Consider the following 25,346-nt stretch of genomic DNA (forward strand, 5'->3'; position numbering starts at 1 on the left):
ACCTCAGCGCTCCGCGACGAACTTCCGGGTCACCGCGATGTCCTCGTCACCGAGTCCGCGCTCGGTCAGCTCACCGAACGCCGCGGACAGCGCGGGGAGCAGGGCCGGGTTCGTCTGCGTAGCGGTAGCGACGTCGGTGGCGAAGCTGAGGTCCTTGACCATGTACTTCGCCATCCCGGAGGCCGAGTAGTCCGCGTCCACCACCTTCCGGTGCCGCGAGCGGAGCAGCGTGCTGCCGGCATAGCCGCCACCGAGCAGGGTCCACATCTGCTCTAGGTCCAGCCCGGACCGCTCGGCCAGGACGCTCGCCTCGCCGATCGCCAGGATGGTGGCCGCGACCACCATCTGGTTGCACGCCTTCGCGACCTCGCCGGCGCCCAGCGGGCCCAGGTGCACCGGGTTGCCGCACGGCGCGAGTAGGTCGGTCGCCAGTGCCGCGTCCTCCTCGCTGCCACCGAGCATGATCGACAGCGTGCCGGCCTCTGCGCCGTCGACACCACCGGAGACCGGGCAGTCCAGCACCCGCACCCGGCCGCCGGTCTCTGTGTCCAGCCGCTCGGCCAGGGTGCGTACCGCGGTTGCCGAGGACGTCGACCCGATCATCAGCAGGAGGTCACCGGCATCGGCGAGCAGCCCATCGTCCCCGGCGAGCACCTGCTCCACCTCGGGTAGGTCGGGCAGCATGAGCAGCACGGCGTCCGCTGCCGCGCCGACCTCGCGGGCGGTGTCCACCCAGATCGCCCCCGCTGCGACCAGCTCCGGCTGCTCCCGCCGGGAGGTGATCACGACGGCGGTCCCCGCCTCGAGCAGGCGCCGCGCCATCGGCGCTCCCATGGCGCCGAGTCCGATGATCCCGACAGTGGTCTGCTGGCTGGCGTTCATGGCGTCTCCTGGGCGATCCGAGTGCGGCGGCAAGTATCCGGCCAGCCTACCCGGTGGCCAGTATTCAGGACAGTGTCCAACTGGTTGGAAGGCGGTTACACTCGGGCACAGTGCCGATCGAGGGGCGCGGTGTCTGAGTCGCGGCGTAGCGCCCGACCGAAGGAGGAGCAGTGTCAGAGAAGCTTCGCGTCGTGGTGGCGCTGGACCTGTCCGAAGAGCTCTGCGCCCGGATCGCCGAGCTGGAGCCGCGGTGCGAGGTGATCCGTGACCATCGGCTCTATCACCCACAACGGGTGGTCGCCGACTGGAGCGGCGACCCCGCGCACCAGCGCACCGAGGCTGAGCAGCAGGCGTTCGAGGAGATGGTCGACTCCGCGGACGCGCTGTTCGGAGTCCCGGACGTCGACTCCGCCGCACTCGCGCGGACGGTAGCGGCGAATCCGAAGTTGCGCTGGGTGCACGCCACGGCGGCTGGGGGTGGTGGTCAGGTCCGGGCTGCCGACCTCGACGACGACGCGCTGCAGCGGATCATCTTCACCACCAGCGCAGGGGTGCACGGTGGGCCACTGGCCGAGTTCGCCCTGTTCGGTGTGCTCGCCGGCGCCAAGCACTTGCCGCGGCTCGAGCAGCAGCAGGCCGAGCGAATCTGGACCGGCCGCTGGGAGATGCGCCAGCTGGACGAGCTCACCGTGCTGGTGGTGGGCCTGGGCGGCATCGGCCGCGCCGCGGCCGCCAAGTTCTCCGCTCTCGGCGCGACCGTCTGGGGCACCACGCGCAGCGGGGAGGCGGTCGACGGCGTTTCTCGCCTCGTCCCGATCGAGGACCTGGTCTCGGTGATGGGGGAGGTGGACGCGGTCGTGGTGACCCTGCCCGGCACTGACCACACCGAGGGGTTGATCGATGATGCGGTCTTCGCGGCGGCCAAGCCCGGCCTGATCGTGACCAACGTCGGCCGGGGCAGCGTGATCGACGAACCGGCGCTGGTGCGCGCGCTGGACAGCGGCCAGGTCGGCTTCGCCGCGCTGGACGTGTTCGCCGTCGAGCCGCTGCCCTCCGACAGCCCCCTGTGGAGCCACCCGAACGTCCTGGTGAGCCCGCACACCGCCGCGCTGAACCACAGCGAGCCGGAACGGATCGCCCGGCTGTTCGCCGAGAACGCCACCCGGCTGCTGGACGGACGCCCGCTGCGCAACGTGGTGGACACCGTCGAGTTCTACTGACCTCCCCCGCGATGACTGAGGACCAGGCTCGAGAACCGGGCCCGGCGCGCGAACCCGGTGCCGGGCGCGACCCTGCCCCGGCCGTGACGCGCAGCCTGCGCATCCTCACCCTCCTTGCCGAGTCCGGTGGCCGCGCGCAGACGCTCAGCGACATCGCCCGCACGCTGGACCTCGCCAAGTCCTCCACCGCGAATCTGTGCCTCGCCCTGGAGGAGGGGGACATGATCCAGCGCACTGCCGAGGGGTACCGGCTCGGACGCCGGACCGCCGAGCTCGGTGGCGCCTACGCCCTCCGGTTCAACCAGGTGCGGGAGTTCTTCGACGTCTGTGCCGCCTCGCCGGAGCTTGCTGGTGAGGTGGTCCAGATCGCCATGCTCGACGGCACCGACGTGCTCTACCTTGCCCGGCACGAGGGCCGGGCGCCCTACAGCCTGGGTACGCCCATCGGCTCCCGGCTCCCGGCTGCGCTGAGCGCTACCGGGGCCGCGATCCTGGCCACGATGGCCGAGGCCGAGGTTCGTGACCTGCTCGCCGAGGTGCAGGTCCAGGCGGTGACCGAGACCGGCCCACGCAGCCGTGCGGAGCTGCTCGCCCGGATCGCCGACGTACGCCGGCGAGGCTACGCCGTCGACCGGGAGGAGTCCTTTGCCGGGGTGACCGGAGTGGCGGTGGCGCTGCCCCCGGGGGCGCCGAGCGACCCGCTGCTCGCGATGGGGGCAGCGCTGCCCGCGGATACCGGTGAGGCGGACGTGGGCCGGATCGCGGCCGCGCTGACCGAAGCTGCCCGCCAGCTCACCAACCCGCTCGCCGTCCAGTCCTGACGTTCGCGAGCGCTCTACCGCGCGGCCGGCCCCGTCGCGCGGGTGAGGTTTCCGTCGCCGAAGGCCGGTCTGGCGACGGAAACCTCACCCCCGGTCGCCAGCTCCGGTCAGCGGCGCGCGTGGATGGTGGCGGCTCAGTGCAGGGCGATGGTCTCCACCCCACGGATGTGATCGCGGACGAAGCGGTTCGCGTGCGCGGCCAGGTCCGCCGAGTCATCCCACAGGTTGCGCCAGATGCCGAGCGTGTTCGAGAGTGCCTCGCTGACCACTGCGCTGGAGAAGGACTCGAACACCACCGGACCGTCGTACCCGAGCCGCGCCAGCGCCCGGAACGTCCCGTCGAAGTCCACCGTGCCGGTGCCCAGGTAGCCGCGGTGGCTCTCTCCGATGTGGAAGTAGCGCAGCCGGTCTCCGGAGTCGAGGATCGGCTCGATCATCCCGGACTCCTCGATGTTCATGTGGTACGTGTCCAGGTGCAGGTGCACATTGTCGTGCCCGATCTCGTCCAGGAACGTGAGCCCGGCGCGGGCCGTGTTGGCGATGTTGGTCTCGTACCTGTTCACGATCTCCAGGGACAGCTCCACCCCGGCCTGGCGGGCATGGTCACCCAGTCGGCGCAGGGCGGCCGCCGAGGTCGCCCTGGCCTGGTCGCTGGCGGGCACGAGGTACTTGGTCAGGGCGGAGTAGATCACCCCGCACAGGGCGGTGCCCCCGGCCTCGGCGACGACGTCGATCGCCTGGCGAACCAGGTCCTCACCCCGTTGGGAGGTCGCCTCGTCCGCACTGGACAGGTCCGTGGCCGGAGACAGCCCGAGCGAGGCGGACATCGCCAGACCGTGGTCGTCCAGGATGCGCTTGGTCTCGGCGCCGTCGATGCCGTAAGGGTCCATCAGCGGGACCTCGAGCAGGTCGAAACCGGCAGCCTGCGCGCCGGAGGCGGCCGTGACCAAGCCTTCGGTGTCAAAGGTGCCGGTGAAGACCAGTCCGTGAACGCCGATCTGCATGCTGTCCTCCTCTGGTGTAGCGCTCGCCGACCGAGCGCGGCGGGTGTCCTACTGGGGTTTCGTGGTGACCGGCACCGGGAGCTCCGGGGCGCCCGGATCCTTCCCCGGTCGGGCCCGCCGGGTGGGCAGCGCATCCACCAGCGAGGCACCGAGCAGCACCACAGCCAGAGCCAGGTACTGCAGCTGGGTGCCGGCGTTGCCGGGGACGACGATGAGGATCGAGGCGTTCAGCCAGACGATCAGCAGTGCCGCCAGCAGTACTCCGCTGAGCCGGCCGATGCCACCGGTGATCGCCACGCCGCCGAGCACGGCGATGGTGATCGCCGGCAGCGCCATCCCGGCGCCGCTGGTTCCGGCGTCCGGCCGGGCAGAGGCGAACTGGGCCACCGTGTAGATCGCGACCAGTCCACTGATCAGCCCGGAGGCCACGAACGCGAGCAGCTGGGTACGGCGGGTATCGATCCCCGCCCACTGTGCGGCAACGGCGTTCGTGCCGATGGCGTACAACGACCGTCCGTACGTGGTGCGGTTCAGCAGCAGCCACGCGATCACCGCCACCGGCAGGACGAACGTAAACATCCCGAGCGGTACCAGCGGCAGGTACGCCCCGATCAGCGGTAGCTCGATCGAGTCGGCAGCCGAGTACAGGCCGGCGATGTTCGCACCGGAGATCGGGCTCGCCCCGGTGATCACCAGCGCGATCGACTGGAAGGCGTAGTAGGTCGCCAGCGTGGTGATCAGCGCGGGATAGCCGAAGTACGCCGTCAGTACCCCGTTGACCGCGCCGAGCAGTGCGCTGACGATCAGGGCCGCCACCACCGCCTGCACCAGCGGCCATCCGGCGTTCACGTACAGCAGCCCGAACACCATCCCGACCACGGAGACGATCGACCCGACGGACAGGTCGATGCTGCCCCGGCCGGTGGTGATCACGAACAGCTGCGCCAGCGCCAGCAGGGCCAACGGTACGTAGTTGATCAGCGATCCGACCAGGTAGTCGGAGTTGAACCGGCCGGTGGTGATCCCGGCTGCGTCCAGGGCCGTCATCGCGACCACGAGCAGCAGGATCAGCCCGAGCAGCAGCACATTCCGGTCACGAAGACCACCGGAGTCCACCCAGGTGCGGGCGCGGGCCACCAGGCCGCCGCGCGCACGGTCACTCTGCGCCGTCATGCTGCCCTCCTTGCCCGCTCGCGGAGTAGGTCGGTGCCCACTGCCACGATGATGAACACGCCGACGAACAGGAACGCCAGCTGGGAGGGCCAGCCGAGCTGGGTCACCCCGGTGCGCACGGTCTGCACCAGCAGCGCGCCGAGCAGGGTGCCCACCACCGAACCCCTGCCGCCCATGATCGAGGTGCCTCCGATCACGACGGCGGCGATCACCTCGAGCTCTTTGCCGTTGCCCACCGACTGGTCCAGCGTGGCGGTGCCGGTCGCGATCGTCATGCAGGCCGCCAGACCCACCATCAGCCCGGTGATCAGGTACACCGAGACCAGCCGCGGCCGGACCGAGATGCCGGCCAGCCGGGCCGTCTCCTGGTCACCGCCGATCGCGTACAGGTTCCGGCCCGCGCGGGTGTAGCGCAGGAACCACCAGGCGGCGATCACGAGGACCACGGCGATCACGAACGAGTGCGGGACACCGCCGGTATTACCGGCTGCTCCTCGGCCGAACACGGCCATCGTGCCGGGGATGGCGTTCACCGTGCTGGAGTCGAACACCCGGTAGCCGATGTACAGGAACAGGTTCCAGGTGCCGAAGGTGATGATGATCGGGTGCACCCGGCCGTAGGCCACCAGCAGCCCGTTCACGGCCCCGAGCACACCGCCGATGGCCATCGCGATCAGCACAGCGGGGGCGAGCGGGAGGTTGAGGTTCACCAGCAGCTTGGCGGTGATCACCGAACAGACCATGATCATCCCGGCGATCGACACATCGATCCCGGCGGTGATGATCACGAACGTCATCCCGATCCCCATCAGGGCCACCGGCGCCACGCTCACCAGCAACGGGCCGATCGAGCCCACGCTGAGGAAGGAGGGGGTGAACAGGCCGAGCAGCACCCAGAGCACCGCGATCACGGCCAGCAGCACGACCTCCTGGCCGGTGACCACCGGGGGGAGGATTCGCCCGATCGCCTGCCGGCCGGCCGGGGCGGTTGCCTCGGTCGTCATGACGTCTCCTCTCCCACCTGTCCCGCGGCGAGCGAGAGCACTTCGGCCTGGCCCGCTGTGGGTGGCAGTTCCGCGGCGACGGCACCGGCCCGGAACACCAGGATCCGGTCCGAGATCCGGAGCACCTCGCCGAGGTCGGTGGTGATCACCAGGACCGCAGTGCCCTGGTCGGCGAGCTCGGAGATGATCCGGTGGATCTCCTCCTTCGCCCCGACGTCCACCCCCTGGGTGGGTTCGGCCAGCACCAGCACCTCCGGCCGCTCGACCAGCTGGCGGGCCAGCACCACCTTCTGTGCGTTGCCACCAGACATCGACCGCACCGGAACACGTTCGTTCGGGGTCTTGATCGAGAGCCGGTCGATCAGCTTCCGGGCGATCCCGCGCTCGGTGCGCGGGCTGACCCAGCCAGCCACGGAGGACAGCAGGGGAAGGGACCCGATACCGATGTTGAACGCGATCGACTGGAAGGAGAAGGTGCCCTGCTGCGACCGGTTGGACGGCACCATCCGTACCCCGCGGCGTTTGGCCTGGGCCGGGGATGCCGCCGGCTGGGTGTGCTCTCCGATCCGGATCGTGCCACTGGAGGTCTGCCGGATGCCGTAGACCACGTCCCCCACCTCGGCGGCCCCGGAGCCGACCAGCCCGTACAGGCCGACGATCTCGCCCCGGTGCACGGTGAGGCTGACGTCGTCGAACGCTCCCTCCAGGGTGAGGCCGTCCAGGACCAGCATCGGCTCGCCGGCATGGCTGGCGGTGCGCACTCCTTCGGCAAGCTCACCGCCGACCATCCGTTCGGCGATGACCCGGACGCTGAGGTCCTCGATCGGATCGGAGGAGACGGTCTTGCCGTCCCGCATCACGGTGACCGTGTCTGCGATCTGGAACAGCTCGTCCAGGCGATGGGAGATGTACACGATCGAGACGCCGTCGGCGGCAAGACGGCGGATCACGCCGAAGAGCACGTCGATCTCGTTCTGGGTGAGGATCGCGCTCGGCTCATCCAGGATCAGGACGCGGGCATCCTCGAGCAGCGCCTTGGCGATGGAGACCAGCTGCTGCTGAGCGATGGACAGATGCCGCATCGGCAGCGCGGCGACCCGTCGGTCCAGGCCGACCAGGTCGAAGAGCTCGAACATCCGCGGCGCCTGGGCTTTCCAGTCGATCACCAGGCCGGAGGTCATCTCTCGGCCGACGAAGAAGTTCTCCGCCACGGACAGGTCCTGGAACAGGTGAGGTTCTTGGTAGACGGTTTGCACACCGAGTGCGATCGCCTCTCCGGTACCGGCGATCTGCACGGGTGCGCCGTCCATGCTGATCGTGCCGGTATCGGCCTGCTCGGCACCGGCGAGGATCTTGATCAGGGTGGATTTACCGGCGCCGTTCTCCCCGACGAGGGCATGGACGGAACCGGGCGGAATCACCAGGTCGGCGTGCCGAATCGCTCGGACGCCGCCGTACCGCTTGGCGATGTCGTGCATCTCCAGTCGTGGCTGGGTCATCGGGATCCTTGGTGCGTCTCGTACTCCCGCAGAGGAGGGGAGCGCCGCCGTCGCGAGGCGGTCGGGATGCCACCTCGCGACGGCGGAGGGCCGGGGTCAGTAGTCGTAGTCGCCGGCGTTGTCGGCGGTGATGATCAGCGGTGGGCCGAGCAGCAGCACACCGGTGTCAGCGTCGTAGGTGACGCCGTCGATGCCTTCCACGGACGGCTCGGCGGGGATCTCCTCACCATTGGCGAGCTGTACGCCGGCCCAGCCGGTCAGGTAGCCGAGGGCTTCCACATCCCACAGCACTGAGGCGCTGGAGGCACCGGACTCCAGGTAGGGCGCCATCGCCTGTGGTGTGCCCAGTCCGACGGTGAAGACCTCCCCGATCCGGCCGGCGTCGGTGACCGCCTGGGCCACACCAGGTGCGGAGGAGGTGCACTCGCCGATCAGCCCGGTCAGGTCCGGGTTGGCGTTCATCAGGTTGGTCGCCATCTGGGTGGCCTGCGCCTGGTCCTCACCGGCGTAGACGATGTCGACGATCTCGGCGTCCGGGTAGTCGCTGGCGGTGTACTCCTCCTGCACTGCGATCCAGGAGTTGAGGTTGGCGGCGGTCTCTCCGCAGGAGACGATCGCGTACTGGCCGCTGCCACCCATCGCGGTCATCATCTCGTCGGTCAGCGCGGTGCCGATGCCTTCGGCGTCAGCCTGGTTGACGAACAACTCCCGGACCGAGTCGGGGGCGTCGGTGTCGGTGGTCGCCACCGCGATGCCCGCCTCCTGAGCCTCCTCCAGCACCGGTGCCATCGAGTTCGGGTCGTTCGGGGCCACGAACAGCACGTCCACGTCCTGTTGGATGAAGGACCGGACGATCTCCGCCTGGGCGGCGGCGTCGGCATCGGTCGGCCCCTGGTAGAGCCACTCGAAGCCGAGCTCCTCGGCGGCCTGCTGGCCGCCGGTGTTCATCGCCTCGAAGTACGGGATGCCCTGCAGCTTCGGGACGAACGCGACAGAGATGTCACCGCCCCCTCCGCCGCCTTCTTCGGAGCCGTTGCCGCTCGGGTCCTCGCTGTTCCGCTGGGTGCAGCCGGTGACCGCGAGGGCAGCTGTCGCGGTCATCGCCGCGACCATCGCTAGCTTGCGGGAGGTCTTCATCTCGGGACTCCTTCGCTGTTCGTCGTGCTTGTCGATGCCCCGGTGGTTCGGCCCCCCGGGGTGGGATCGTGCGGGTGATCGAGCGGAGCCCGGGTGACCGGCACCCCGACGGCGGCCCACTCGTGGACGAACTCCTCTCCGGCAGCACTGTCGGTGATGAGCTCGGTGAGTTCGCTCGGCTGGGCGAACGGATACAGTCCGAAGCCGGTGATCTTGGTGGCGGCGAACACGCCGATCACCGCCGCGGCAGCCCGGATGAGGATCTTCTTCGCTTCGGCCTCCTCCGGGGACAGCTCCATCAGGCCAGCAGTGGGGGAGAGGCCGAAGGTGCCGACGAACGTGGTCATGATCCGGCCCCGGTCGGCCAGGACGTTGTCCATCGACCCGACCAGGCCGGCGCTCTCCCGCCGGAGGACGCCGCCGGGCATGACCACGCGCGCGTCACTGCGAGTGTGGAAGAGCATCGCGGTCGGCAGGGAGGAGGTGACCACCACCAGCCCTCGGCGCCCGAGCAGCTGGGTGGCGAGGTGGTGGGTGGTGGTCGAGGTGTCCAGCGCGATGACGTCCCCATCGCTGACCCGGCCGGCGGCCTCGACCGCGATCGCGCGCTTGGCGCGGGCGTCCACATGCATCCGCTCGGTGAAAGCACCCTCACCCTTGCGCCGGGGAGGGCGTGCCCCGCCGCGGGTCCGGTGCAGCAGGCGGCGCTGCTCCAGCTCACGGAGATCTTTGCGGATGGTCACCGAGGAGACGCCGAGCTCTTCAGCGAGGATGTTCACCTGGACGGAGCCGCGCGCAGCCAAAGCATCGAGGATGCGTTGGTCACGGGCCGTCATCGTCCACTCCGTCGTTGGAGACCTTATGGACACGATAGCGAACGAAAGTCCAATGTGAAGGTTACGAAACCATAACGAAAGCGCGGTGAGTGTCGCGTGCGCCGGGTACTTGTGCCGATGCCGCACGCATTCGAACACCCCTAGCGCATTCGAACCACGCGAGAAGCGGGCTCCCATGGGCTAAGGGTGTTCCAATGGGCGGGCGAGGCGGGCGAGGCGGGCGAGGCGGGCGCGGCGGGCGCGGGCGAGTGGTGCGCGCTGGGCGACGGCCAGGGCTTGCCTCAGTCGTCGTCGAGCGGCACCAGCGGCACCAGGTCTTCCACCACCAGGCGCGCCGCTTCGGCCTCAGCGTCGGTGAGCGTCCCGAGGGCGGCCTCCTCGGCGGCGGCCAGCTGCGTGTAGGAGTCGATCTCCGTGCGCGTGGTGGCCTCGTCCCAGCCGAGCAGCGGAGCGATGATCGCGGCGATCTCCTCGAGGGCGGCGAGCCCCCGGTCGCGGGACTCGTAGAACAGGCGGAGCCGGCGCATCACCACGTCCTCCAGGTGCAGAGCACCCTCGTGCGTCACGGCCATCACCACCTCCGCTCGCAGGTACGCCGAGGCGGACTCGAGCGGCTCAGCCATCTCCGGGTCGCCGGCCACGATGTCGGTGATCGCCGAGATGTCCGCGCCGTACCGGCCGAGCAGGTGCTCCAGCCGCCCGCGGTTCCAGCCGTACCGCGCGGCGATCTGCGGGGCCTGCCGGGTGACGGCCTTCAGTCGGGGCGCGCCGACCAGCGGTGTGTCCGGGGTGACCGACGGGTTCGCCTTCGCCCGGGCCGGGCCGAGCGCATGGTCCACGGCGTGCTCGGCCATCAGCCGGTAGCTGGTCAGCTTCCCCCCGGAGATCACGGTCAGCCCGGGGGAGGGCTCGACCACCGTGTGATCGCGGGAGACCTTCGTGGAGGAGCCGGCGTCGCTGCCGGGCTGGACCAGCGGGCGCAGTCCCGCGTAGACGCCGATCAGGTCGTCGAAGGTGAGGTCCGAGGAGAGCACGTCGTTGGCGTGATCGAGGATGTAGTCCACATCCGCTCGGGTGGCCACCGGGTGCAGCCGCTCCTGCTCCCAGGGAGTGTCGGTGGTGCCGATGATCCAGTACCGCTGCCACGGAATGATGAACAGTACGGACTTCTCCGTGCGCAGGAACAGGCCGGTCTCACCCTTGATCCGCTCCTTCGGGACCACCACGTGGATGCCCTTCGAGGCGAGCACCTGCAGACCGCCGTCCCCCTCGGCCAGGCCCTGGGTGTCCTCGGTCCAGACCCCGGTCGCATTGATCACGTGCCGGGCGTGGATCATGTGCCGCTCACCGGTCTCCAGGTCCACCACCTCGGCCCCGGTCACCCGGCCGCCCGGCCCGGTGAGGTAGTCCACCACCTGGGTGCGGGCAGCGGCCTGGGCGCCGAACGACTGCGCGGTGCGCACCAGGGTCATCACCAAGCGAGCGTCATCGACGCGAGCGTCGTAGAACTTGATCCCGCCGACCATCTTGTCCGCGCGCACGTCCGGGAACAGCTTGCGCACGCCGTCGCGCGAGTAGTGCTTCTGCGTGGGCACGACCTTGCCCCGCATACCGATGACCGCCATCGCGTCGTAGAGGCCGATACCCAGGGCGCTGTAGATCCGCTCGATCACCGGCTGCTTCAGCGGCCAGATGAACGGCTGCGCCTTCACCAGGTGCGGGGCGGTCTTGGTGAGCAAGATGCCGCGCTCGCGCAGGCCCTCGGCCACCAGCTTCAAGTCCAGCTGGTAGAGGTAGCGCACGCCGCCGTGCACCAGCTTGGAGGAGTACGACGACGTACCGCCGGCCCAGTCCTGCATGTCCACGATGCCAGTGCGCAGGCCGCGCGTGGCGGCGTCCAGGACGATGCCGGCGCCGGTCACTCCACCGCCGACCACGAGGACGTCCAGCGGCTCCCCACCGCTCATCGCGGCCAGGGCCTCGGTGCGGGATTGGGCTGTCAACGCTGAGCTGGACACATTCTCTCCTGTGCAATTTCCCGACGGCGATTCTCGGCTTGGCCTCGATGGTCCCGCGGTGCGCACTGACGTGCAATCACATCGCACGAACGTGCATCGGCGTGACCAGGCGATGGCCGAGTGGTCACCGCGGGCCGACTGGCCGGCCCGCGGTGAGGTCTAGGCGACGCCGTGCGAGGAGCGGGAGCGGCGGGCCACCGAGTCGAGGATGACGGCGATCAGTAGGACTACACCGGTGACCATGAACCGGATCGAGGAGTCGAGGTTCAGCAGGACCAGACCGTTGGAGATCGACTGGATCACCGCCACTCCCAGCAGAGCGGCAAAGGCCCCGCCGCGCCCGCCGAACAGGCTGCACCCACCGATGACTGCCGCGGCGATCGCGTTGAGGTTCACATCACCAGTGCCGGTCGTCGCGCTGGCCGAGGTCAACCGTGCCGCGGCGAGCACTCCGCCCACAGCGGCCAGGCCGGAGCAGAGCACGAAGCAGGACCGGTAGACGGCCTTGACCTTGATTCCTGCCCGTCGCGCCGCCTCCACGTTGCCGCCGACCGCATAGACGGACCGGCCCCAGCGAGTCCGGGTCAGGGCGTAGTGCCCGATCAACACGAGGGCGATGAAGAAGGCGAACATGTAACCCACTCCGCGCCCTTGGTTGAGCAGCACTGCACCGATCGCCAGGCCCACGCCGAGCAGCACCGCGCGCACCACGATCGCCGGTGTGCCCGCTGCGGACAGGTTCGCCGCCCGCCGCTCGCGGGCGCGGGCGAAACCGGTGAGGAAGTAGCCGAGAGCCGCTGCCACCACCAGCAGATAGGACAGCCAGGCTGGGAGGAAGAGCCCGGAGGCGAACTGCACCAGGAAGGAGTCGAAGGGCAGGTTCACCGCACGGCCGTACGGCGAGAGCACATACAGCTGCAGGCCTTGGAAGCCGAGCAGTCCGGCCAGGGAGATCACGAAGCTCGGCACACCGAACCGGTTGAAGATCAACGAGTAGAACCCGCCGATGAGGCAACCGGTGAGCGTGGCGCCCAGAACGGCGAGGGCGAGCGGTAGTCCGAGACCGACGTAGAAGATCGCGGTGACCGAGGCGGCGACGCCGCTGACCGATCCCACGGAGAGGTCGATCTGCCCGACGAGGAGCACGAAGACCACGCCGAGGGCGATGACGCCGGTGGTCGACGCCTGCAGGGTGAGGTTCACCAGGTTGCGTGCGGAGAGGAAGTTGTCGTTGAGCACGAACATCACGCAGAAGATGATCACCAGGCCGGCGACGACCGGCAGGCTGCCGAGGTCACCGCGCCGGATCCGGTTGGCGAAACCTCGCCAGTGGCCGGTCAGTCCGACCTGTGCGGTCAACCGTTCGTCGATCAGGTCGCTCGGCGTTCCTGCGGGCTGGCGTGGAGCTGAGCGGTTCATCAGGACTCCTTCTCGTCGCCGGTCCGGTCGGTCCGGTTCGTCGTGCGAGTGGCCCGTTGGGTGACGACGTTGTCAGTGGCTCCGGTGATCGCCGCCACGATCTCCTCCGACGTGACCGCCTGGGCGTCGAAGACCCCGTTGTTCCGGCCGAGCCGGAGCACGGCGACTCGATCGGCCACGGCCTTCACGTCCACCATGTTGTGGCTGACCATGATCACCGCCAGACCGCGCTCGCGGAGGCGTTCTACCAGGTTCAGGACCTCAGCGGTCTGCTCGACGCCGAGCGCAGCAGTCGGTTCATCGAGGATGATCAGCTGCGGGTCGCCGAGTAGGGAGCGGGCGATGGCCACGGTCTGTCGCTGTCCGCCGGAGAGCGAGGCGACCGGAATCCGGACGGTGGGAATCTTTGCCGAGAGCTGGCGGAGGAGCTGCCAGGACCGCGTCTCCATCGCGGTCTCGTCCAGTCGGAGGGGCCGCAGCTCCTGACCGAGGAACAGGTTCTCGACGACGGTCAGGTTCTCGCACAGGGCCAAGTCCTGGAAGACCGTGGCGATCCCGAGCTGCTGTGCCTCGGCCGGGTTGGTGATGCGCGCCTCCCGGCCGAGGAACGTGAACGACCCCGAGTCGGCCCGGTGCACCCCGGAGAGCATCTTCACCAGGGTCGACTTGCCGGCGCCGTTGTCCCCGACGATCGCGAGCACCTCTCCGGCGGCGACGTCGAGGTCGACATCGGCCAGGGCCGCCACTGCACCGAAGGACTTGCTCACGCCGCGCAACGTGAGTACCGGTGAGCCGGGGGTGGGTGAGGTTGCAGTCATGCGGCCCCTCGAGAGCTGCCGTTCCGGTCGATCACTCGATGCCCAGCTCGGTACAGTCGTCGGCGAAGTCATCGGTGCACACCTCGTCGACCGTGTACACGCCGCCGTCGAAGATGATCTCCTGGACGTTCTCCTGGGTGACCACCGTGGGTTCGAACAGCTGGCTCGGAGTGTCGAACAGGGTGGTCTGCGGCTCCGGGGTCTCGCCCTGGATAAAGGTGTACGCGACCTCGGCGGCCGCCTCGCCGACCACGACCGACGGCTTGGAGATGGTGTTGTACTGCGTCCCGGCGATGATCCGCTGGATCGCAGCGACCTCGGCGTCGTTGCCGGTCACCGGTGGCAGCGGATCCATTCCCGCTGACTGCAGCGCGGCGATCGCGGCCCCGCCGGTACCGTCGTTCGCAGCGACCACGCCGATGATCTCGTCGCCGAACTGGGAGATGGCGCCGTCGGTGAACTCCTGAGCCTGGGGCGGCTGCCAGTTCGGGGTGTCGAACTCGGCCAGCTCTTCGTACGGGCCGTCGTCGACGACGGAGTCCACCCCATCGCGGATCAGCCCGGCGGCGGCATCGGTGGGCGAGCCGTTGATCTGCAGCACCCCGCCTTCGGCGCCGGTCTCTTCCAGGTGGTCGTACAGCGACTGAGCGATCGAGGCTCCGATCGCCTCGTTGTCGTAGGAGATGTAGTAGTCCGCCGGTAGGTCGGGGATCGGGCGGTCATAGGCGATTACCGCGACGCCCTGGTTCTGGGCGTTCTGGACGAGTCCGGCGGCAGCGGCGGTGTCGACCGGGTCCAGGACGATCACTTCCGCACCGTTGGCCAGCGCTGCCTCGAACTGTGCCTGCTGCTGATCGACGTCAGCGTCGGCGTTCTGGTAGTCGACCTCACAGTCGGGGCAGAGCTCGGCCATCTTGTCGATGAACGCCGGTGCATCCTGCTCGTCGTAGCGGGTCGAGTTCTGGTCCGGCATCAGGAATGCCACGTGGGCGCTCTCGCCACCACCGCCGCCTCCGGCGCCGTCACTCTCGCCGTCAGAGCTGCACCCGGCGAGCAGCAGTGCCGCTGCTGCCGCCGCCGTGATGACGTACTTCGCTCGCTTGCCGTTCATCGTCGAACTTCCTTCCGCAGTGGTGACGCCAGTGCGCGCCTGCGCGGCCTCCTCGGTGAGACGTCGGAGCTTCTGGCGATGGCCGACATGCTAGAGCCGCGGAGAACGGATGTCCAGCACGATCCTTCACGGGGCGGGATTGCCCTGTACAGTCGGCCGTGACCGACCGGCCCGGAACTCAAGGTGGAGTGCATGTGACGTCAACATCCGCCCGACCCGCACGTGCGGGGACCTCAGCGCAGCCGAGCCAGCACGATCCCTCGGTGGTGCTGCACGCGGCGCAGCTCTACTACCGGGACGAGCTCACCCAGGACGTCGTCGCGCAGCGGCTGAGCGTCAGCCGTGCCACGGTCAGCCGCCTCCTGGCCGAGGCCCGGCGGCTCGGTATCGTCCGCATCGAGGTGGTCCCGCCGGAGCAGGCCGATGACGCCGACCTGGGCGAGCAGGTGGCCCGCCATCTCGGCCTGCAGCGGGTCTGGGTGGCGCGCAGCGTTCGCGGGATCAGTACGGGCGCCTCGCTCGCGCCGCAACTCTCCGACGCGCTGGCCACGGCCAACCTCCGCCCCGGTGACGTGTTGCTGCTCGCTGCCGGGCAGACCCTGCACGAGGCGGCGCACACTCAGCTTCCGTCCATGCCGGGAGTGCTCACCGTGCCAGCGGTCGGTGGGATGGAAGAGCCGGACGCCTGGTATCAGAGCAACGAGATCGCACGGCATGTGGCCGAACGCATCGGCGGCCGGGTGAAGCTGCTCAATGCCCCGGCGCTGCCGAGCGCGCAGCTGCACCAGCGACTGCTCGACGAACCGAGCATCCGGCGGGTGACCGAGCTGTGGAGCCAGGCCCGGTGCGCCGTCGTCGGCGTCGGCGCACCGCCGGCGGTCCGCCGGTCCATCGCTTCCTCCGTCCCGCTGGCTTCGGAGGCGTTGCGGTCGGCAGTGGGTGACCTGTGCCTGCGCTTCTTCGACCGCGCGGGTGCGCCGGTCGTCTTTCCCGGGGGTGAGTACGTGTTCTCCGCGGACCTCGAGCTGCTCCGCCGGATTCCGATCACGATTGCCGTGGCGGCCGGGCGGGAGAAGATCGAGGGGATCGTCGCCGCCGCCCGAGCCGGCTACATCGACGAGCTGGTCACCGATCGCCAGAGCGCGTCGGACCTCCTGGAACAGGCGCCGCCAGCCTGACCTGATCGCCGCCGCCCGGCCGGGGCTGCGCTACCGTGGGACCCCGGAGAATCGCAGGACGAGAGGACGCCTGGATGGCCTCGGCAAGTGCTGGCCGGCAGATCTCAGCGCGTAATCGAGCGCGCACGGAGCGCCAGCAGACCATCGCCGACTACGTGCTCGCCAAGGGGGTGGCCACACCCAACGAGCTGACCGAGGTGGCCGGTGCGAGCCTGATGACCGTGCACCGCGATCTTGATGAGCTCGCCCGCAAGGGGTTGCTGCGCAAGTTTCACGGCGGGGTGTCCGCCCAGCCGTCCTCGGTGTTCGAGAGCAGCTCGGCGTACCGTCTCAACGTCCAGTCCGAGCACAAGGAAGCGCTCGCCGCAGAGGCGCTCCGGCGGATCGACGCGGGGATGTCGATCATGCTGGATACCTCGTCCACGAACGTCTTCCTGGCCCGTCTGATCGCTCGCCGGGAACCGATGCAGCTGACGGTGATCACCAACTATCTGCCGATCCAGCAGACCCTGCGTGGCTGCGAGGGTATCGACCTGATCGTGATCGGCGGTAGGTACAACGCGAACCATGATGCGTTCTTCGGAATGGACGCTGTCGCGATGGCGGACTCCCTCCGGGTGAACCTCGCTGTGCTCAGTACCTCCGCGATGACCGCGGAGGAGACCTACCACCAGGACCAGGACATCGTCACGATGAAGCGGGCGATGATGTCGGCTGCGGACAGCCGCATCCTGTTGATGGATCCGACCAAGATCGAGCGCACTGCCCTGCACCGGCTGGCGCCCGCCGAGGCGTTCGACGAGCTGCTCCTCACCGATCCCGGCGAGACCGAGTTCGTCCAGGCAGTGAGCGAGCGGGTGGCCACGACGGTGGTTCCACTGACAGGCACGCTGTGACGATGCGGTCGCCCCTGCGGTGCGTCAGAACGCCTGGATGATCTGCTGCGTCAGGTGATTGAATTATCCCACTGATGGGAGCTCATCGTCGTGTCCGGATTGATGGTCGGGCTCGCGGCCGATCAGGTACTGCGAGCTCAATCTTGTGCGGATACCGCAGTCCTGGCCGGATTCTTCGCACTTTTCCTGTGAGAGAACTATCTGATTTCCGAGGCAGTGGTGGTATAGGCTCACCGTGACGGTGCCGCGCCGGCACCGCTACCCACGATGGAGAACACTGGCGTTGGCTCCTCAGGACGTGACCCCCGCCGCGGTCGGCACCGCCCGCCGTCAGGCGTCGAATCACGCGAGCGCAGATCGGGGCAACGTCGACTCCGCACAAGGGCGGTGGCCGTCGGCGCACTCCGTGCACGAGGCGCCTGATCCAGGCGCACCCACGAGGGAGAGGATGGAAATGACGCAACGTTCGACAGGGATGAATCGTCGACAGTTCCTGCGTGCCGGGAGCGCGGTCCCGCTCGCTGCGGCGGGAGTCGGGGCAGGACAGTCGATGGCCGCCGGGGCCACCTCCCGGCACCCCCGCGGTCCACGCCCCATCGACGGCGTGATCGATCACTCGTCGCCAGGGACCGCGTTGTTCACCAATCAGTACCTCGCGTCCGTGCGCACCGTGATGCAGTCCTTCGCCGTCGATCCCCAGGCGGGCCACGTCTACGTCCTGCAGATCGTGCAGGCGAACACCCCGCTCCCCGGCGACGAGCCAGGCGATGAGGCGTACGCACGGCGAACCGAACGGGGTGACCTGGCGCTGACCAAGCTGGACAGTGCCGGCAACCGGCTGGGCCAGATGTACCTCAAGTTCTTCGGCCATGGCGTGTCGATGGGCTTGGAGCGCGACGGCGACCAGGTCCACCTGTGGACCGAGATCGACACCCTCCCGAACGCCGCCGGCGACGGCCGTGGATCCCGGCTCACCCGGTTCCAGTTCTCCGATGGCAGCGTGCTGGACGCCGAGCGGGATTCGAGCCTGTACCGCCGGGAGCTGATCGCCGGCGCGACCGAGACCACCTGCAATATCGACCCGGTCAACGACCGCCTGGTGATGCGCTACCTCAAGGACGGAGAGTTTCGGTACGCGCTCTTCGACCTGGACCACGTCAAAGAGGAACGGTCGAGCTACCAGGCCCTGTTCGACGTCGGAACTCCAGCAGAGGTCGATGGCACCTTCCAGGGCTACGCGAGCCTGGGAGACCACCTCTACATGCTGGTGGGCAACGGCTACAACGACGACAACCCGCGCCCGCCCGAGGGAACCGGGAACGCCGCGCTGACCACGCTGCGGTGGAGCACCGATGAGGTCGAGGCGCAATCCGATGAGCTCTCCGGACTCGAGCTGTACCGACGTGAGCCGGAAGGGCTCACCGTGGCGATCGTGACGCCCGGCCACTCCGGGAACGAGCGCCGGGGTACCGCACGGCTGTACTCCGGCTTCGCGACCAGCGCGCACGAGAGCTATGACGCAGACCGGCTCTGCAGCATCTTCTATCGAAGCGGCCGCCGGCGCTGAGCTGTGACCGCACCGCTGTCGGATGCCTCGAGCTCGCGTCAGTCTGGCGAGCCCGAGGCATCCAACAGGTGGGTCAGTTCGTCGGGACGAGGCCCTCAGCGGTCACCCGGAACCCTGCCGCACCGACGATCCGGGGATCGTCGGCGGTGAACCCGTCGGCGCCGAGCTCGACCGCCCGGCGCACCTGATCGGGAGTATCGATCGGCCACACGTCCACGCGGAATCCGCGCTCGTGTGCGGTCTGCACGAACTCCGGATCCACTCCGGCGATCCCGACCAGCACTCGACGGGCACCGAGCCCAGCCGCGCGGTCCAGCAGCTCGACCGACGACTCCTTGCTGATCAGCCCGACGCACACCTCGGGAAGCAGCGTGGCCAACCGGGCGACGTTCTCAGTGTCGAACGAGGTCGGTGCCAGTCGCGCGACGTCCTCCGGACGGTCCCGAAGGATGTCCATCATCGGGTCGATCGCCTTCGGGTCCTTGATCTCGACCTGCAGCGAGCCGGTGGTGGCCTCGAGCACCTCGGCGAATGTCGGGATACGCGCCCCGTCTCCGGCGTCCAGCGCCCGGATCTGCTCGAGGGTGAACTCGCCGACCGCGCCGGTGCCGTTCGTCGTCCGGTCGACAGTGGCGTCGTGGATCACCACGACCTGCCCGTCGCTGGTCGCGCGCAGATCCAGCTCCAACTCGTTGACGCCGATCTCCAGGGCCCGAAGGAACGAGCCGATGGTGTTCTCCGCGACCAGATCGCTTGCGCCACGATGGCCCGCGACGTAGGTGTTCACATGTACTCCGGTAGGTAGGGGTGGATCTCCGGCGGTGTAGGCCAGGCTCAGCCGTACCACTCCTCGTAGCTGTCCTGGATCTGCTCGGCGCCGTCGCGCAGTTCATCGGCGACCCCGCTGAAGACGGTCTCCACGTCCTTGCTCCGGTCGGACAGGATCTCCTGGATGCCACCGATGATCGTGCCTGTGCTGTTCGGCACGAAGGTGCGCACCGCGTCAGTCGGCTCAGCCAGCTCGAGCTGGTCGGCGGCAGCGGAGAAGTTCGGGTCCTCGGCGAGGACCTCGGCGAGCTCGGGTTCATCGGCCGCCGCTGTGATCACCGGCAGGTACCCGGTGCCAAGGGTCCACGCGGCAGCGTTCTCCGGGCTGCCGAGGAACTTCAGCACCTGGAATGCGGCGTCCTTGCGCTCCTGCGGGACACCCTTGAGCATCGACCAGCCGTTCCCGCCGGTCGGCACTCCGGTGGTGACCTGCTCGGGCAGGTAGGCGGCGCCCACCTCGAAGTCGGACGCTTCGTAGAGGCCGCGCAGGGACGCGGTCGATCCCACCGTGGTAGCGACCACGCCGGCACTGAAGTCGGTGGTCGGGCTCTGCGCCAGATAACCGAACTCGTCCTCGAAGATGAACTCCTGCGCCCAGGTACCGGCATCGATAGCGCCCTGCTGGTCGATCTGGATATCCAGACCGTCGGAGATCCGTCCGCCGAACTGCCAGACCATCGCCATGAACTGCCAGTCGTCGCCGGGGTTGAACGCGTGCGCGGACATCGGTTTGCCCGATACCTGCAGCTTCTTGATCTCCGGAGCCCACTCCTTCAGCTCGTCCCAGGTCTCCGGGCCACGGTCGGGCAGGCCCGCCTCGGCGAAAGCGTCCTTGTTGTAGTACATCAACGGTGTGGACCGGCCGTAGGAGAGCCAGTAGGTGCTGTCGTTCACGACGCCCTCGCTGTACAGCTGCTGCTGGTACATCGAGCCGTTGAACTCGTCGTCGAAGTAGTCGTCCAGCGGCTCGAGCACGTCGTTGAGGAGGAACCGACCCCACCAGGTGTCGGCGAACATCACGATGTCCGGCACGCTCTTCGCCTGCAGAGCAGCGGTCAGCTTCGGGCCGGACTCCTCATAGCTCCCCTGGTACTGGACTTCGGCGTAGATGTCTTCCTGCGAGTCGTTGAACTTGGTGATCAGTTCCTGGATCAGTTCGCCGTTCCCGCCGCCCATCGCGCTCCACATGACGACGTTCTGCTCGCGGCCGGCGTACTTCGAGGGCGCGTTGAAGTCGACCTGGCCGAGTTCGGCGTTCTCGCTGGTCGCACCGCCGGCGCAGGAGGCGAGGAACGGCAGGGTCAGGCCGGCGGCGCCGAGGCCGAGGAAGGCCCGTCGGCTGGGCACGAGCAGCTGTCGTGAGTTCGGGGAGTTCATGGGTGATCCTTTCGGGGCGGGGGTGAAGGGACTGCGAGTGGATTCCGGTGCGGTCAGCCTTTGACCGCTCCGGCGGTCAGGCCACGGGCGATGTGGCGTTGGGTGAAGAGGAACAGGACGAGCATCGGAACGGCGACGATCACCGTGCCGGCCATGATGGCGCCCCAGCTCTGGTAGCCCTCGGTGGAGCGCAGGTAGAGCAGACCGATCGGCAGGGTGCGCATCTCCACGGTGTTGGTGACGATCAGCGGCCAGATGAAGTCGTTCCACATGTCCACCACGGCGATGACGCCGACGGTGACCAGCATCGGCTTGCACATCGGCAGGACCACCTGGAAGAGCATGCGGAGGTGACCTGCGCCGTCGACCTTGGCTGCCTCGTTGATCTCCTTGGGCAAGGTCATCATGTACTGCCGGAGCAGGAACATCCCGAAGATGGAACCGGCACTGGGCAGGATCAGACCCATATAGGTGTTGATCCAGCCGAGGTTGGCGACGGTGATGTAGTTGACGATCAGGGTCACGTTGTTCGGCACCATCAGCGAACCCAGCATGAACAGGAAGAGCAGGTTCTTCAGCGGGAACCGCAGGTGGGTGAACGCGTAGGCGGTAAACGTCGCGTTCAGCAGCTTCAAGGTGGCGCCCACGGCGGTCACGATCAGTGAGTTCACCAGGAAGTGGTCGAACGGCGCCGCCTGCCAGGCGTCACGGAAGTTCTCCAGGATCATCGGCCAGGGGAACCAGTCCGGGGGGTACTGGTAGATCGAACCGTTGTCCTTGACCGCGGAGGAGAACAGCCAGTAGATCGGCACCAGGAAGGTGGCGGCGGCGACGGTGAGAGCGACGTAGAGCAGGATCTTGCGCAGCGTCGAGTCGCGCATCGGCCCACCCTTTTTGCGCCGCGGGGCCGGTGTCGAGCCACCAGTGGCCGAGGACTTCGCATCGGTATGCGTCTGGGTGTCTGCGCTCATTGGTAGTGCACCTTGCGTTGTGAGTAGAAGTTCTGCACAGCGGTGAGGGCTAGCAGGATGAAGAAGAGGAGTACTGCAGCAGCCGCAGCGCCACCCGCGTCGCCGCCCTTGAACGCCCGCTCGTAGACGAACCAGGAGAGCGTGGTGGTGGCGTTTCCGGGACCGCCGTTGGTCATCACCGCGATCAGGTCGTAGGCCTGGAAGGTGCCGATGATGGTGATCACCATGACGAAGAACGTCACCGGCGAGAGCAGCGGGAGGGTGATCCTGCGGAAGATCGTCCACCGGCCGGCGCCGTCGATCCGGGCAGCCTCCTCGTACTCCTCTGGCAGACCCTGGAGGCCGGCGAGGTAGACGATGGCGACAAATCCGCACCCCTTCCACAGGTAGGCGATGATCAGCGCGGGCATCGCCCATTCGGCGCTGGTGGTCCAGCTCGGTGAGGTGGCGCCGAAGAGCGAGAAGACCACCCGGGACAGGCCGTAGTTCGGGTCGAAGATGAACAGCCACAGTGTGGCGACCGCAGCACCGCTGATCACGTACGGGGCGAAGGCTGCCGTGCGCACGATGCCGCGTAGCCTCAGCTTCTGGTTGACCAGCACGGCCAGTGCCAGGCCGATGGTGACACTACCGATCACCACCGAACCGCCGAACACCAGGGTGTTCAGCAGGACAGTGTGGAAGCCCGGGCTGGTGAACAGGTCGATGTAGTTCTGCAGGCCGATGAACACCGGGGATCCGGAGATCATGTTCCACCGGGTCAGGGACAGCCAGGCGTTGTACAGCACTGGCCAGTACTCGAACGTCAGCACCAGGGCGATGTTCGGCAGGATCAGCAGTGCGAACAGTCCGTACTCGCGCAGGTTCCGTTTCCTGCGTCCGCGGCGCCGGCTGAGGGAGTCCGGGGCTGCCCGCTCCGGTGGTCGGGGCGCGGAGATCACGTCTTGGTGAGCCAACGAATCTGCCTTCCTTGCAGCGATCGATTCCGTCGTCGTCAGTGGGGACGGTTGGTGAACTCTATCTACGGAGAGTGATCAATACAAGATATCTATCACAGACTTGAGGGGGCTGTCGACACCGGATCGATGGCTGAAATATTAAGGAATGAGAGGGGCTCTGGGTACCCGCCCGGGGCGTCGTTGCCGATGGGCGGAGACGGCGGTCTTGCGTCCATCCTGTTCAAGTGATAGAAAATTCGCACACTGTCAGACGGTGTAGGTACTGACCCGCTGCGGAGGCTCCGGCCCTGCTGCCGAGCTCCCGGCGAGGGGAGGGCGCATGGCACGGCCGCGGTGGCGCACCGTGCCGGCACCGCCGGCGTCTTGACACCTGCATTTCTTGGTCGAGGAGGAACGGACATGGGCTGGAACCTGCTGGTCGGGTCGGACGGCGCCGGATTCGGATACAAGGAAGCGATCAAGCGCGACCTGGAGGCCCATCCGCTCGTCGACTCCGTGGTGGACGTCGGCGTCGGCGATGTCGATGAGGCGACCAACTATCCCTCGGTCGCGATCGAGGCCGGCGAGCGCATCGCAGCGGGGAAGGCCGATCGGGCGATCCTCATCTGTGGCACCGGTCTCGGCGTGGCGATCTCTGCGAACAAGGTCAAGGGCATCCGTGCCGTCACGGCACATGACATCTACTCGGTGCGGCGATCGATTCTCTCCAACGACGCGCAGGTCCTCTGCCTCGGTGAGCGGGTGATCGGCCTCGAGCACGCCCGGATGCTCGTCGACGAGTGGATCCCACTGACCTTCGACCCGAGCTCCACCTCCGCGCCGAAGGTGGCCGAGATCCGCGCGCACGAGGAGCAGAACTCTGCCTAGGAGCCGGTGCGGGGGAGATGCTCGGACGAGGCATGGCGAAGGTAGAGGAACGTGGAGTACCTGACGGATACGGCACCGGCGTTGGACCGCACGCAGATCAGTGCGCTGCTAGAGCTGGCAGTGGACACCGCCCAGCGTGCTGGCTCGATCGCCGAGCAGAGTCGCCGCCGCGGGGTGGACGTCGCAGCGACGAAGGCTAACGACCTGGACATCGTGACCCGGGCCGACCTCGACGCCGAGACGCTGATCAAGGAGACGATCCTGGCCCAGCGTCCTGAGGACGGCTTCCTCGGTGAGGAAACCGACGAGGTTCTCGGCAGCGACGGTCTCACCTGGCTCGTCGACCCGATCGACGGCACGGTGAACTACCTGTACGCCGAGCCCAGCTACGCCGTGTCGATCGCCGCCTACCTGGGCAGCGTGCCGGTGGTGGGCGTGGTGTACAGCCCGGCTCTGGACGAGCTCTGGTCGGCCAGCCATGGTGGTGGCGCCAGCCTGAACGGGGTCGGATTCCGGACTCGCCGGTCAGCTTCTCCTGCTCAGCCGTTGCTGGGCACGGTCTTCGACTACACCCCCGAACTGCGCGGCCGGCAGCTGCAACGCCTCGCGGACGCTGCGCAGGTGATCCGGGACGTACGGGTGTCCGGATCGACCGCGCTGGACCTGTGCCGGGTAGCAGCCGGGCGTCTCGACGTGTTCTGCACCGACAGCGTGCACTGGTGGGATGTTGCTGCCGGGGTACTGATCGCCCGAGAGGCCGGTTGCCGGACCTGGGCCCGCCAAGATCCCGAGAGCGGACGGGTGCACTGCGTGGTCAGCAACCCCGCGGTGTCGGAGCAGCTGGTCTCTTCTTTAGGCTACGCAGTAGTGCCGGCGCACTAGCAGGCGCTGGGTCCAGCTACACGGGAGCGAAGAGATGAAGATCCTGTTTATCGGTGACATCGTCGGGCAGCCGGGTGTCGACCTGGTCGTCGCCCAGGTGCAGGCGCTCCGGGACCGGTACGGCGCCGACGCTGTGGTGGCCAACGGGGAGAACATGAACCTGTCCGGACCGCATCCGCCCACCGGTTTCGGCATGCTGCCGGCCCAGATCGAGGCGCTGCTGGGGGCGGGGGTGGACGTGATCACCTCGGGCAACCACGCCTGGGACGGTCCGGAGTGCGCAGAGGCGTTGATGCACCCCCGGGTGCTGCGCCCGCTGAACGCGCCCGACCGCTGGTACGGGCGCGGGGTGATCAGTATCCCGGTGGCCGGGCAGACGGTGACGGTGGTCAACGTGGCCGACGAGTCGGCGATCCCCGAAGTCTCCCCGGCTTATGCCGCGTTCGCCGCACTGGACCTCCCCGCCGGTCCGGTGATCGTGGACTACCACGGGGACCTCGTCGGCCGGAAGTTCGGTTTCGCCTTCGCCGTGGACGGCAAGGCGTCGGCGGTGTTGGGCACCCATACGCACGAGCCCACCGTGCAGGCGCACCGGCTGCCGCAGGGCACCGGGTTCGTGGCCGAGGTGGGCATGACCGGTCCGCTCGGAGGTGTGCTCGGCAGCGAGCCGGGGTACTTCGCCGCCCTGGCCAGGGGTCATGACCAGGCGGACCTGCCGTCCGCCGGACTCGCTGACGGCCCGGTGGTCCTCGGTGCCGTCCTGCTCGATCTCGACGACGCCGGCTCGGCGCGCGAGATTCGCCGGATCGGTGTGGAGCACGACTACGCGATGACCATCTGAGGGTCGTGCTCGGCTGAGGTTCGCGCTGCACGGACGTC

General features: G+C 68.2%; 23 protein-coding genes. 8 read left to right on the forward strand and 15 right to left on the reverse strand.

Translation table 11 applies throughout. The features are described 5' to 3' along the window. Nucleotides 1-3 precede the first annotated feature (3 nt). The gene (locus tag FU260_RS01690) at nt 4-882 is read right to left on the reverse strand and encodes an NAD(P)-dependent oxidoreductase (protein ID WP_147915489.1); all 879 of its coding nucleotides are present in this window, start codon (nt 880-882) and stop codon (nt 4-6) included. A 170-nt stretch (nt 883-1,052) separates the two neighbouring features. On the opposite strand from FU260_RS01690, the gene FU260_RS01695 reads away from it, so the two are divergent. Both FU260_RS01695 and FU260_RS01700 read left to right on the forward strand, forming a co-directional pair. Beyond that, nucleotides 1,053-2,102 carry a D-2-hydroxyacid dehydrogenase gene (locus FU260_RS01695; protein WP_147915490.1) on the forward strand — a complete coding sequence of 350 codons (1,050 nt, stop codon included), beginning with the start codon at nt 1,053-1,055 and terminating at the stop codon, nt 2,100-2,102. Nucleotides 2,103-2,113: 11 nt separating this feature from the next. Next, nucleotides 2,114-2,923: an IclR family transcriptional regulator gene (locus FU260_RS01700; RefSeq protein WP_147915491.1), complete on the forward strand. Its 810-nt coding sequence runs from the start codon at nt 2,114-2,116 to the stop codon at nt 2,921-2,923. A 134-nt stretch (nt 2,924-3,057) separates the two neighbouring features. Here the strand turns inward: FU260_RS01700 and FU260_RS01705 are convergent, their stop codons facing one another. The 10 genes from FU260_RS01705 to FU260_RS01750 form a co-directional block, all read right to left on the reverse strand. Continuing rightward, on the reverse strand, nt 3,058-3,927 hold the full coding sequence (locus FU260_RS01705) for a sugar phosphate isomerase/epimerase family protein (RefSeq protein ID WP_147915492.1): 870 nt from the start codon (nt 3,925-3,927) through the stop codon (nt 3,058-3,060). A gap of 48 nt (nt 3,928-3,975) precedes the next feature. Next, entirely contained in the window at nt 3,976-5,100 is a 1,125-nt protein-coding gene (locus FU260_RS01710; RefSeq protein ID WP_147915493.1) for an ABC transporter permease, read from the reverse strand. Continuing rightward, complete coding sequence (locus tag FU260_RS01715; protein ID WP_147915494.1) at nt 5,097-6,104, reverse strand: ABC transporter permease; 1,008 nt, start codon at nt 6,102-6,104, stop codon at nt 5,097-5,099. The genes FU260_RS01710 and FU260_RS01715 overlap by 4 nt, the downstream gene beginning before the upstream one ends. Continuing rightward, on the reverse strand, nt 6,101-7,603 hold the full coding sequence (locus FU260_RS01720; protein ID WP_147915495.1) for a sugar ABC transporter ATP-binding protein: 1,503 nt from the start codon (nt 7,601-7,603) through the stop codon (nt 6,101-6,103). Before FU260_RS01720 ends, FU260_RS01715 begins: the two co-directional genes overlap by 4 nt. 96 nt (nt 7,604-7,699) lie before the next feature. After that, complete coding sequence (locus FU260_RS01725) at nt 7,700-8,740, reverse strand: autoinducer 2 ABC transporter substrate-binding protein (protein ID WP_147915496.1); 1,041 nt, start codon at nt 8,738-8,740, stop codon at nt 7,700-7,702. After that, nucleotides 8,737-9,576, reverse strand: coding sequence for a DeoR/GlpR family DNA-binding transcription regulator (locus FU260_RS01730; protein ID WP_168211604.1), 840 nt, complete (start codon nt 9,574-9,576; stop codon nt 8,737-8,739). The genes FU260_RS01725 and FU260_RS01730 overlap by 4 nt, the downstream gene beginning before the upstream one ends. 281 nt (nt 9,577-9,857) lie before the next feature. Continuing rightward, nucleotides 9,858-11,594: a glycerol-3-phosphate dehydrogenase/oxidase gene (locus FU260_RS01735; RefSeq protein ID WP_235912143.1), complete on the reverse strand. Its 1,737-nt coding sequence runs from the start codon at nt 11,592-11,594 to the stop codon at nt 9,858-9,860. Between the two features lie 159 nt (nt 11,595-11,753). After that, nucleotides 11,754-13,013 (reverse strand): sugar ABC transporter permease, encoded by a 1,260-nt coding sequence (locus tag FU260_RS01740; RefSeq protein WP_147915498.1) that lies wholly within the window; start codon nt 13,011-13,013, stop codon nt 11,754-11,756. Next, nucleotides 13,013-13,831, reverse strand: a complete 819-nt coding sequence (locus tag FU260_RS01745; protein ID WP_147915499.1) for an ATP-binding cassette domain-containing protein — start codon at nt 13,829-13,831, stop codon at nt 13,013-13,015. Before FU260_RS01745 ends, FU260_RS01740 begins: the two co-directional genes overlap by 1 nt. A gap of 31 nt (nt 13,832-13,862) precedes the next feature. Next, nucleotides 13,863-14,942, reverse strand: a complete 1,080-nt coding sequence (locus FU260_RS01750; RefSeq protein ID WP_147915500.1) for an ABC transporter substrate-binding protein — start codon at nt 14,940-14,942, stop codon at nt 13,863-13,865. A 194-nt stretch (nt 14,943-15,136) separates the two neighbouring features. On the opposite strand from FU260_RS01750, the gene FU260_RS01755 reads away from it, so the two are divergent. The 3 genes from FU260_RS01755 (at nt 15,137) to FU260_RS01765 (ending at nt 18,583) form a co-directional block, all read left to right on the forward strand. Continuing rightward, nucleotides 15,137-16,120, forward strand: a complete 984-nt coding sequence (locus FU260_RS01755; RefSeq protein ID WP_147915501.1) for a sugar-binding transcriptional regulator — start codon at nt 15,137-15,139, stop codon at nt 16,118-16,120. 74 nt (nt 16,121-16,194) lie between these two features. Beyond that, nucleotides 16,195-17,016 (forward strand): DeoR/GlpR family DNA-binding transcription regulator, encoded by an 822-nt coding sequence (locus tag FU260_RS01760; RefSeq protein WP_147915502.1) that lies wholly within the window; start codon nt 16,195-16,197, stop codon nt 17,014-17,016. Between the two features lie 475 nt (nt 17,017-17,491). Then, the gene (locus FU260_RS01765; RefSeq protein WP_147915503.1) at nt 17,492-18,583 is read left to right on the forward strand and encodes a phage baseplate protein; all 1,092 of its coding nucleotides are present in this window, start codon (nt 17,492-17,494) and stop codon (nt 18,581-18,583) included. Between the two features lie 73 nt (nt 18,584-18,656). Here FU260_RS01765 and FU260_RS01770 read toward each other — a convergent pair whose 3' ends face one another. From FU260_RS01770 to FU260_RS01785, 4 genes are read right to left on the reverse strand one after another with little or no spacing between them, the layout of a single operon-like run. Further along, nucleotides 18,657-19,370, reverse strand: a complete 714-nt coding sequence (locus FU260_RS01770; RefSeq protein WP_168211605.1) for a glycerophosphodiester phosphodiesterase — start codon at nt 19,368-19,370, stop codon at nt 18,657-18,659. Nucleotides 19,371-19,417: 47 nt separating this feature from the next. Then, complete coding sequence (locus tag FU260_RS01775) at nt 19,418-20,788, reverse strand: ABC transporter substrate-binding protein (RefSeq protein WP_147915505.1); 1,371 nt, start codon at nt 20,786-20,788, stop codon at nt 19,418-19,420. A 53-nt stretch (nt 20,789-20,841) separates the two neighbouring features. Next, a complete protein-coding gene (locus FU260_RS01780) occupies nt 20,842-21,759 on the reverse strand; it encodes a carbohydrate ABC transporter permease (protein WP_147915506.1) in 918 nt (305 codons plus the stop codon). After that, nucleotides 21,756-22,715, reverse strand: a complete 960-nt coding sequence (locus FU260_RS01785) for a carbohydrate ABC transporter permease (RefSeq protein WP_147915507.1) — start codon at nt 22,713-22,715, stop codon at nt 21,756-21,758. Before FU260_RS01785 ends, FU260_RS01780 begins: the two co-directional genes overlap by 4 nt. A gap of 402 nt (nt 22,716-23,117) precedes the next feature. Between FU260_RS01785 and FU260_RS01790 the strand changes: the two genes are divergently transcribed. The 3 genes from FU260_RS01790 to FU260_RS01800 are packed head-to-tail and all read left to right on the forward strand — an operon-like array spanning nt 23,118 to nt 25,308. Then, a complete protein-coding gene (locus tag FU260_RS01790; protein ID WP_147915508.1) occupies nt 23,118-23,585 on the forward strand; it encodes a ribose-5-phosphate isomerase in 468 nt (155 codons plus the stop codon). 51 nt (nt 23,586-23,636) lie between these two features. After that, the gene (locus FU260_RS01795) at nt 23,637-24,467 is read left to right on the forward strand and encodes an inositol monophosphatase family protein (RefSeq protein WP_147915509.1); all 831 of its coding nucleotides are present in this window, start codon (nt 23,637-23,639) and stop codon (nt 24,465-24,467) included. 34 nt (nt 24,468-24,501) lie between these two features. Beyond that, the gene (locus FU260_RS01800; RefSeq protein WP_147915510.1) at nt 24,502-25,308 is read left to right on the forward strand and encodes a YmdB family metallophosphoesterase; all 807 of its coding nucleotides are present in this window, start codon (nt 24,502-24,504) and stop codon (nt 25,306-25,308) included. Nucleotides 25,309-25,346: the final 38 nt, after the last annotated feature.

Source organism: Ruania zhangjianzhongii, from assembly GCF_008000995.1.
Classification (GTDB): domain Bacteria; phylum Actinomycetota; class Actinomycetes; order Actinomycetales; family Beutenbergiaceae; genus Ruania; species Ruania zhangjianzhongii.

Excerpts from the sequence above, each read along its gene's own strand:
- FU260_RS01690 (WP_147915489.1), bottom strand. The coding sequence starts at position 882 with ATGAACGCCAGCCAGCAGACCACTGTCGGGATCATCGGACTCGGCGCC.
- FU260_RS01700 (WP_147915491.1), top strand. The coding sequence starts at position 2,114 with ATGACTGAGGACCAGGCTCGAGAACCGGGCCCGGCGCGCGAACCCGGT.
- FU260_RS01705 (WP_147915492.1), bottom strand. The coding sequence starts at position 3,927 with ATGCAGATCGGCGTTCACGGACTGGTCTTCACCGGCACCTTTGACACC.
- FU260_RS01710 (WP_147915493.1), bottom strand. The coding sequence starts at position 5,100 with ATGACGGCGCAGAGTGACCGTGCGCGCGGCGGCCTGGTGGCCCGCGCC.
- FU260_RS01715 (WP_147915494.1), bottom strand. The coding sequence starts at position 6,104 with ATGACGACCGAGGCAACCGCCCCGGCCGGCCGGCAGGCGATCGGGCGA.
- FU260_RS01720 (WP_147915495.1), bottom strand. The coding sequence starts at position 7,603 with ATGACCCAGCCACGACTGGAGATGCACGACATCGCCAAGCGGTACGGC.
- FU260_RS01725 (WP_147915496.1), bottom strand. The coding sequence starts at position 8,740 with ATGAAGACCTCCCGCAAGCTAGCGATGGTCGCGGCGATGACCGCGACA.
- FU260_RS01730 (WP_168211604.1), bottom strand. The coding sequence starts at position 9,576 with ATGACGGCCCGTGACCAACGCATCCTCGATGCTTTGGCTGCGCGCGGC.
- FU260_RS01740 (WP_147915498.1), bottom strand. The coding sequence starts at position 13,013 with ATGAACCGCTCAGCTCCACGCCAGCCCGCAGGAACGCCGAGCGACCTG.
- FU260_RS01745 (WP_147915499.1), bottom strand. The coding sequence starts at position 13,831 with ATGACTGCAACCTCACCCACCCCCGGCTCACCGGTACTCACGTTGCGC.
- FU260_RS01750 (WP_147915500.1), bottom strand. The coding sequence starts at position 14,942 with ATGAACGGCAAGCGAGCGAAGTACGTCATCACGGCGGCGGCAGCAGCG.
- FU260_RS01760 (WP_147915502.1), top strand. The coding sequence starts at position 16,195 with ATGGCCTCGGCAAGTGCTGGCCGGCAGATCTCAGCGCGTAATCGAGCG.
- FU260_RS01765 (WP_147915503.1), top strand. The coding sequence starts at position 17,492 with ATGAATCGTCGACAGTTCCTGCGTGCCGGGAGCGCGGTCCCGCTCGCT.
- FU260_RS01775 (WP_147915505.1), bottom strand. The coding sequence starts at position 20,788 with ATGAACTCCCCGAACTCACGACAGCTGCTCGTGCCCAGCCGACGGGCC.
- FU260_RS01780 (WP_147915506.1), bottom strand. The coding sequence starts at position 21,759 with ATGAGCGCAGACACCCAGACGCATACCGATGCGAAGTCCTCGGCCACT.
- FU260_RS01790 (WP_147915508.1), top strand. The coding sequence starts at position 23,118 with ATGGGCTGGAACCTGCTGGTCGGGTCGGACGGCGCCGGATTCGGATAC.
- FU260_RS01800 (WP_147915510.1), top strand. The coding sequence starts at position 24,502 with ATGAAGATCCTGTTTATCGGTGACATCGTCGGGCAGCCGGGTGTCGAC.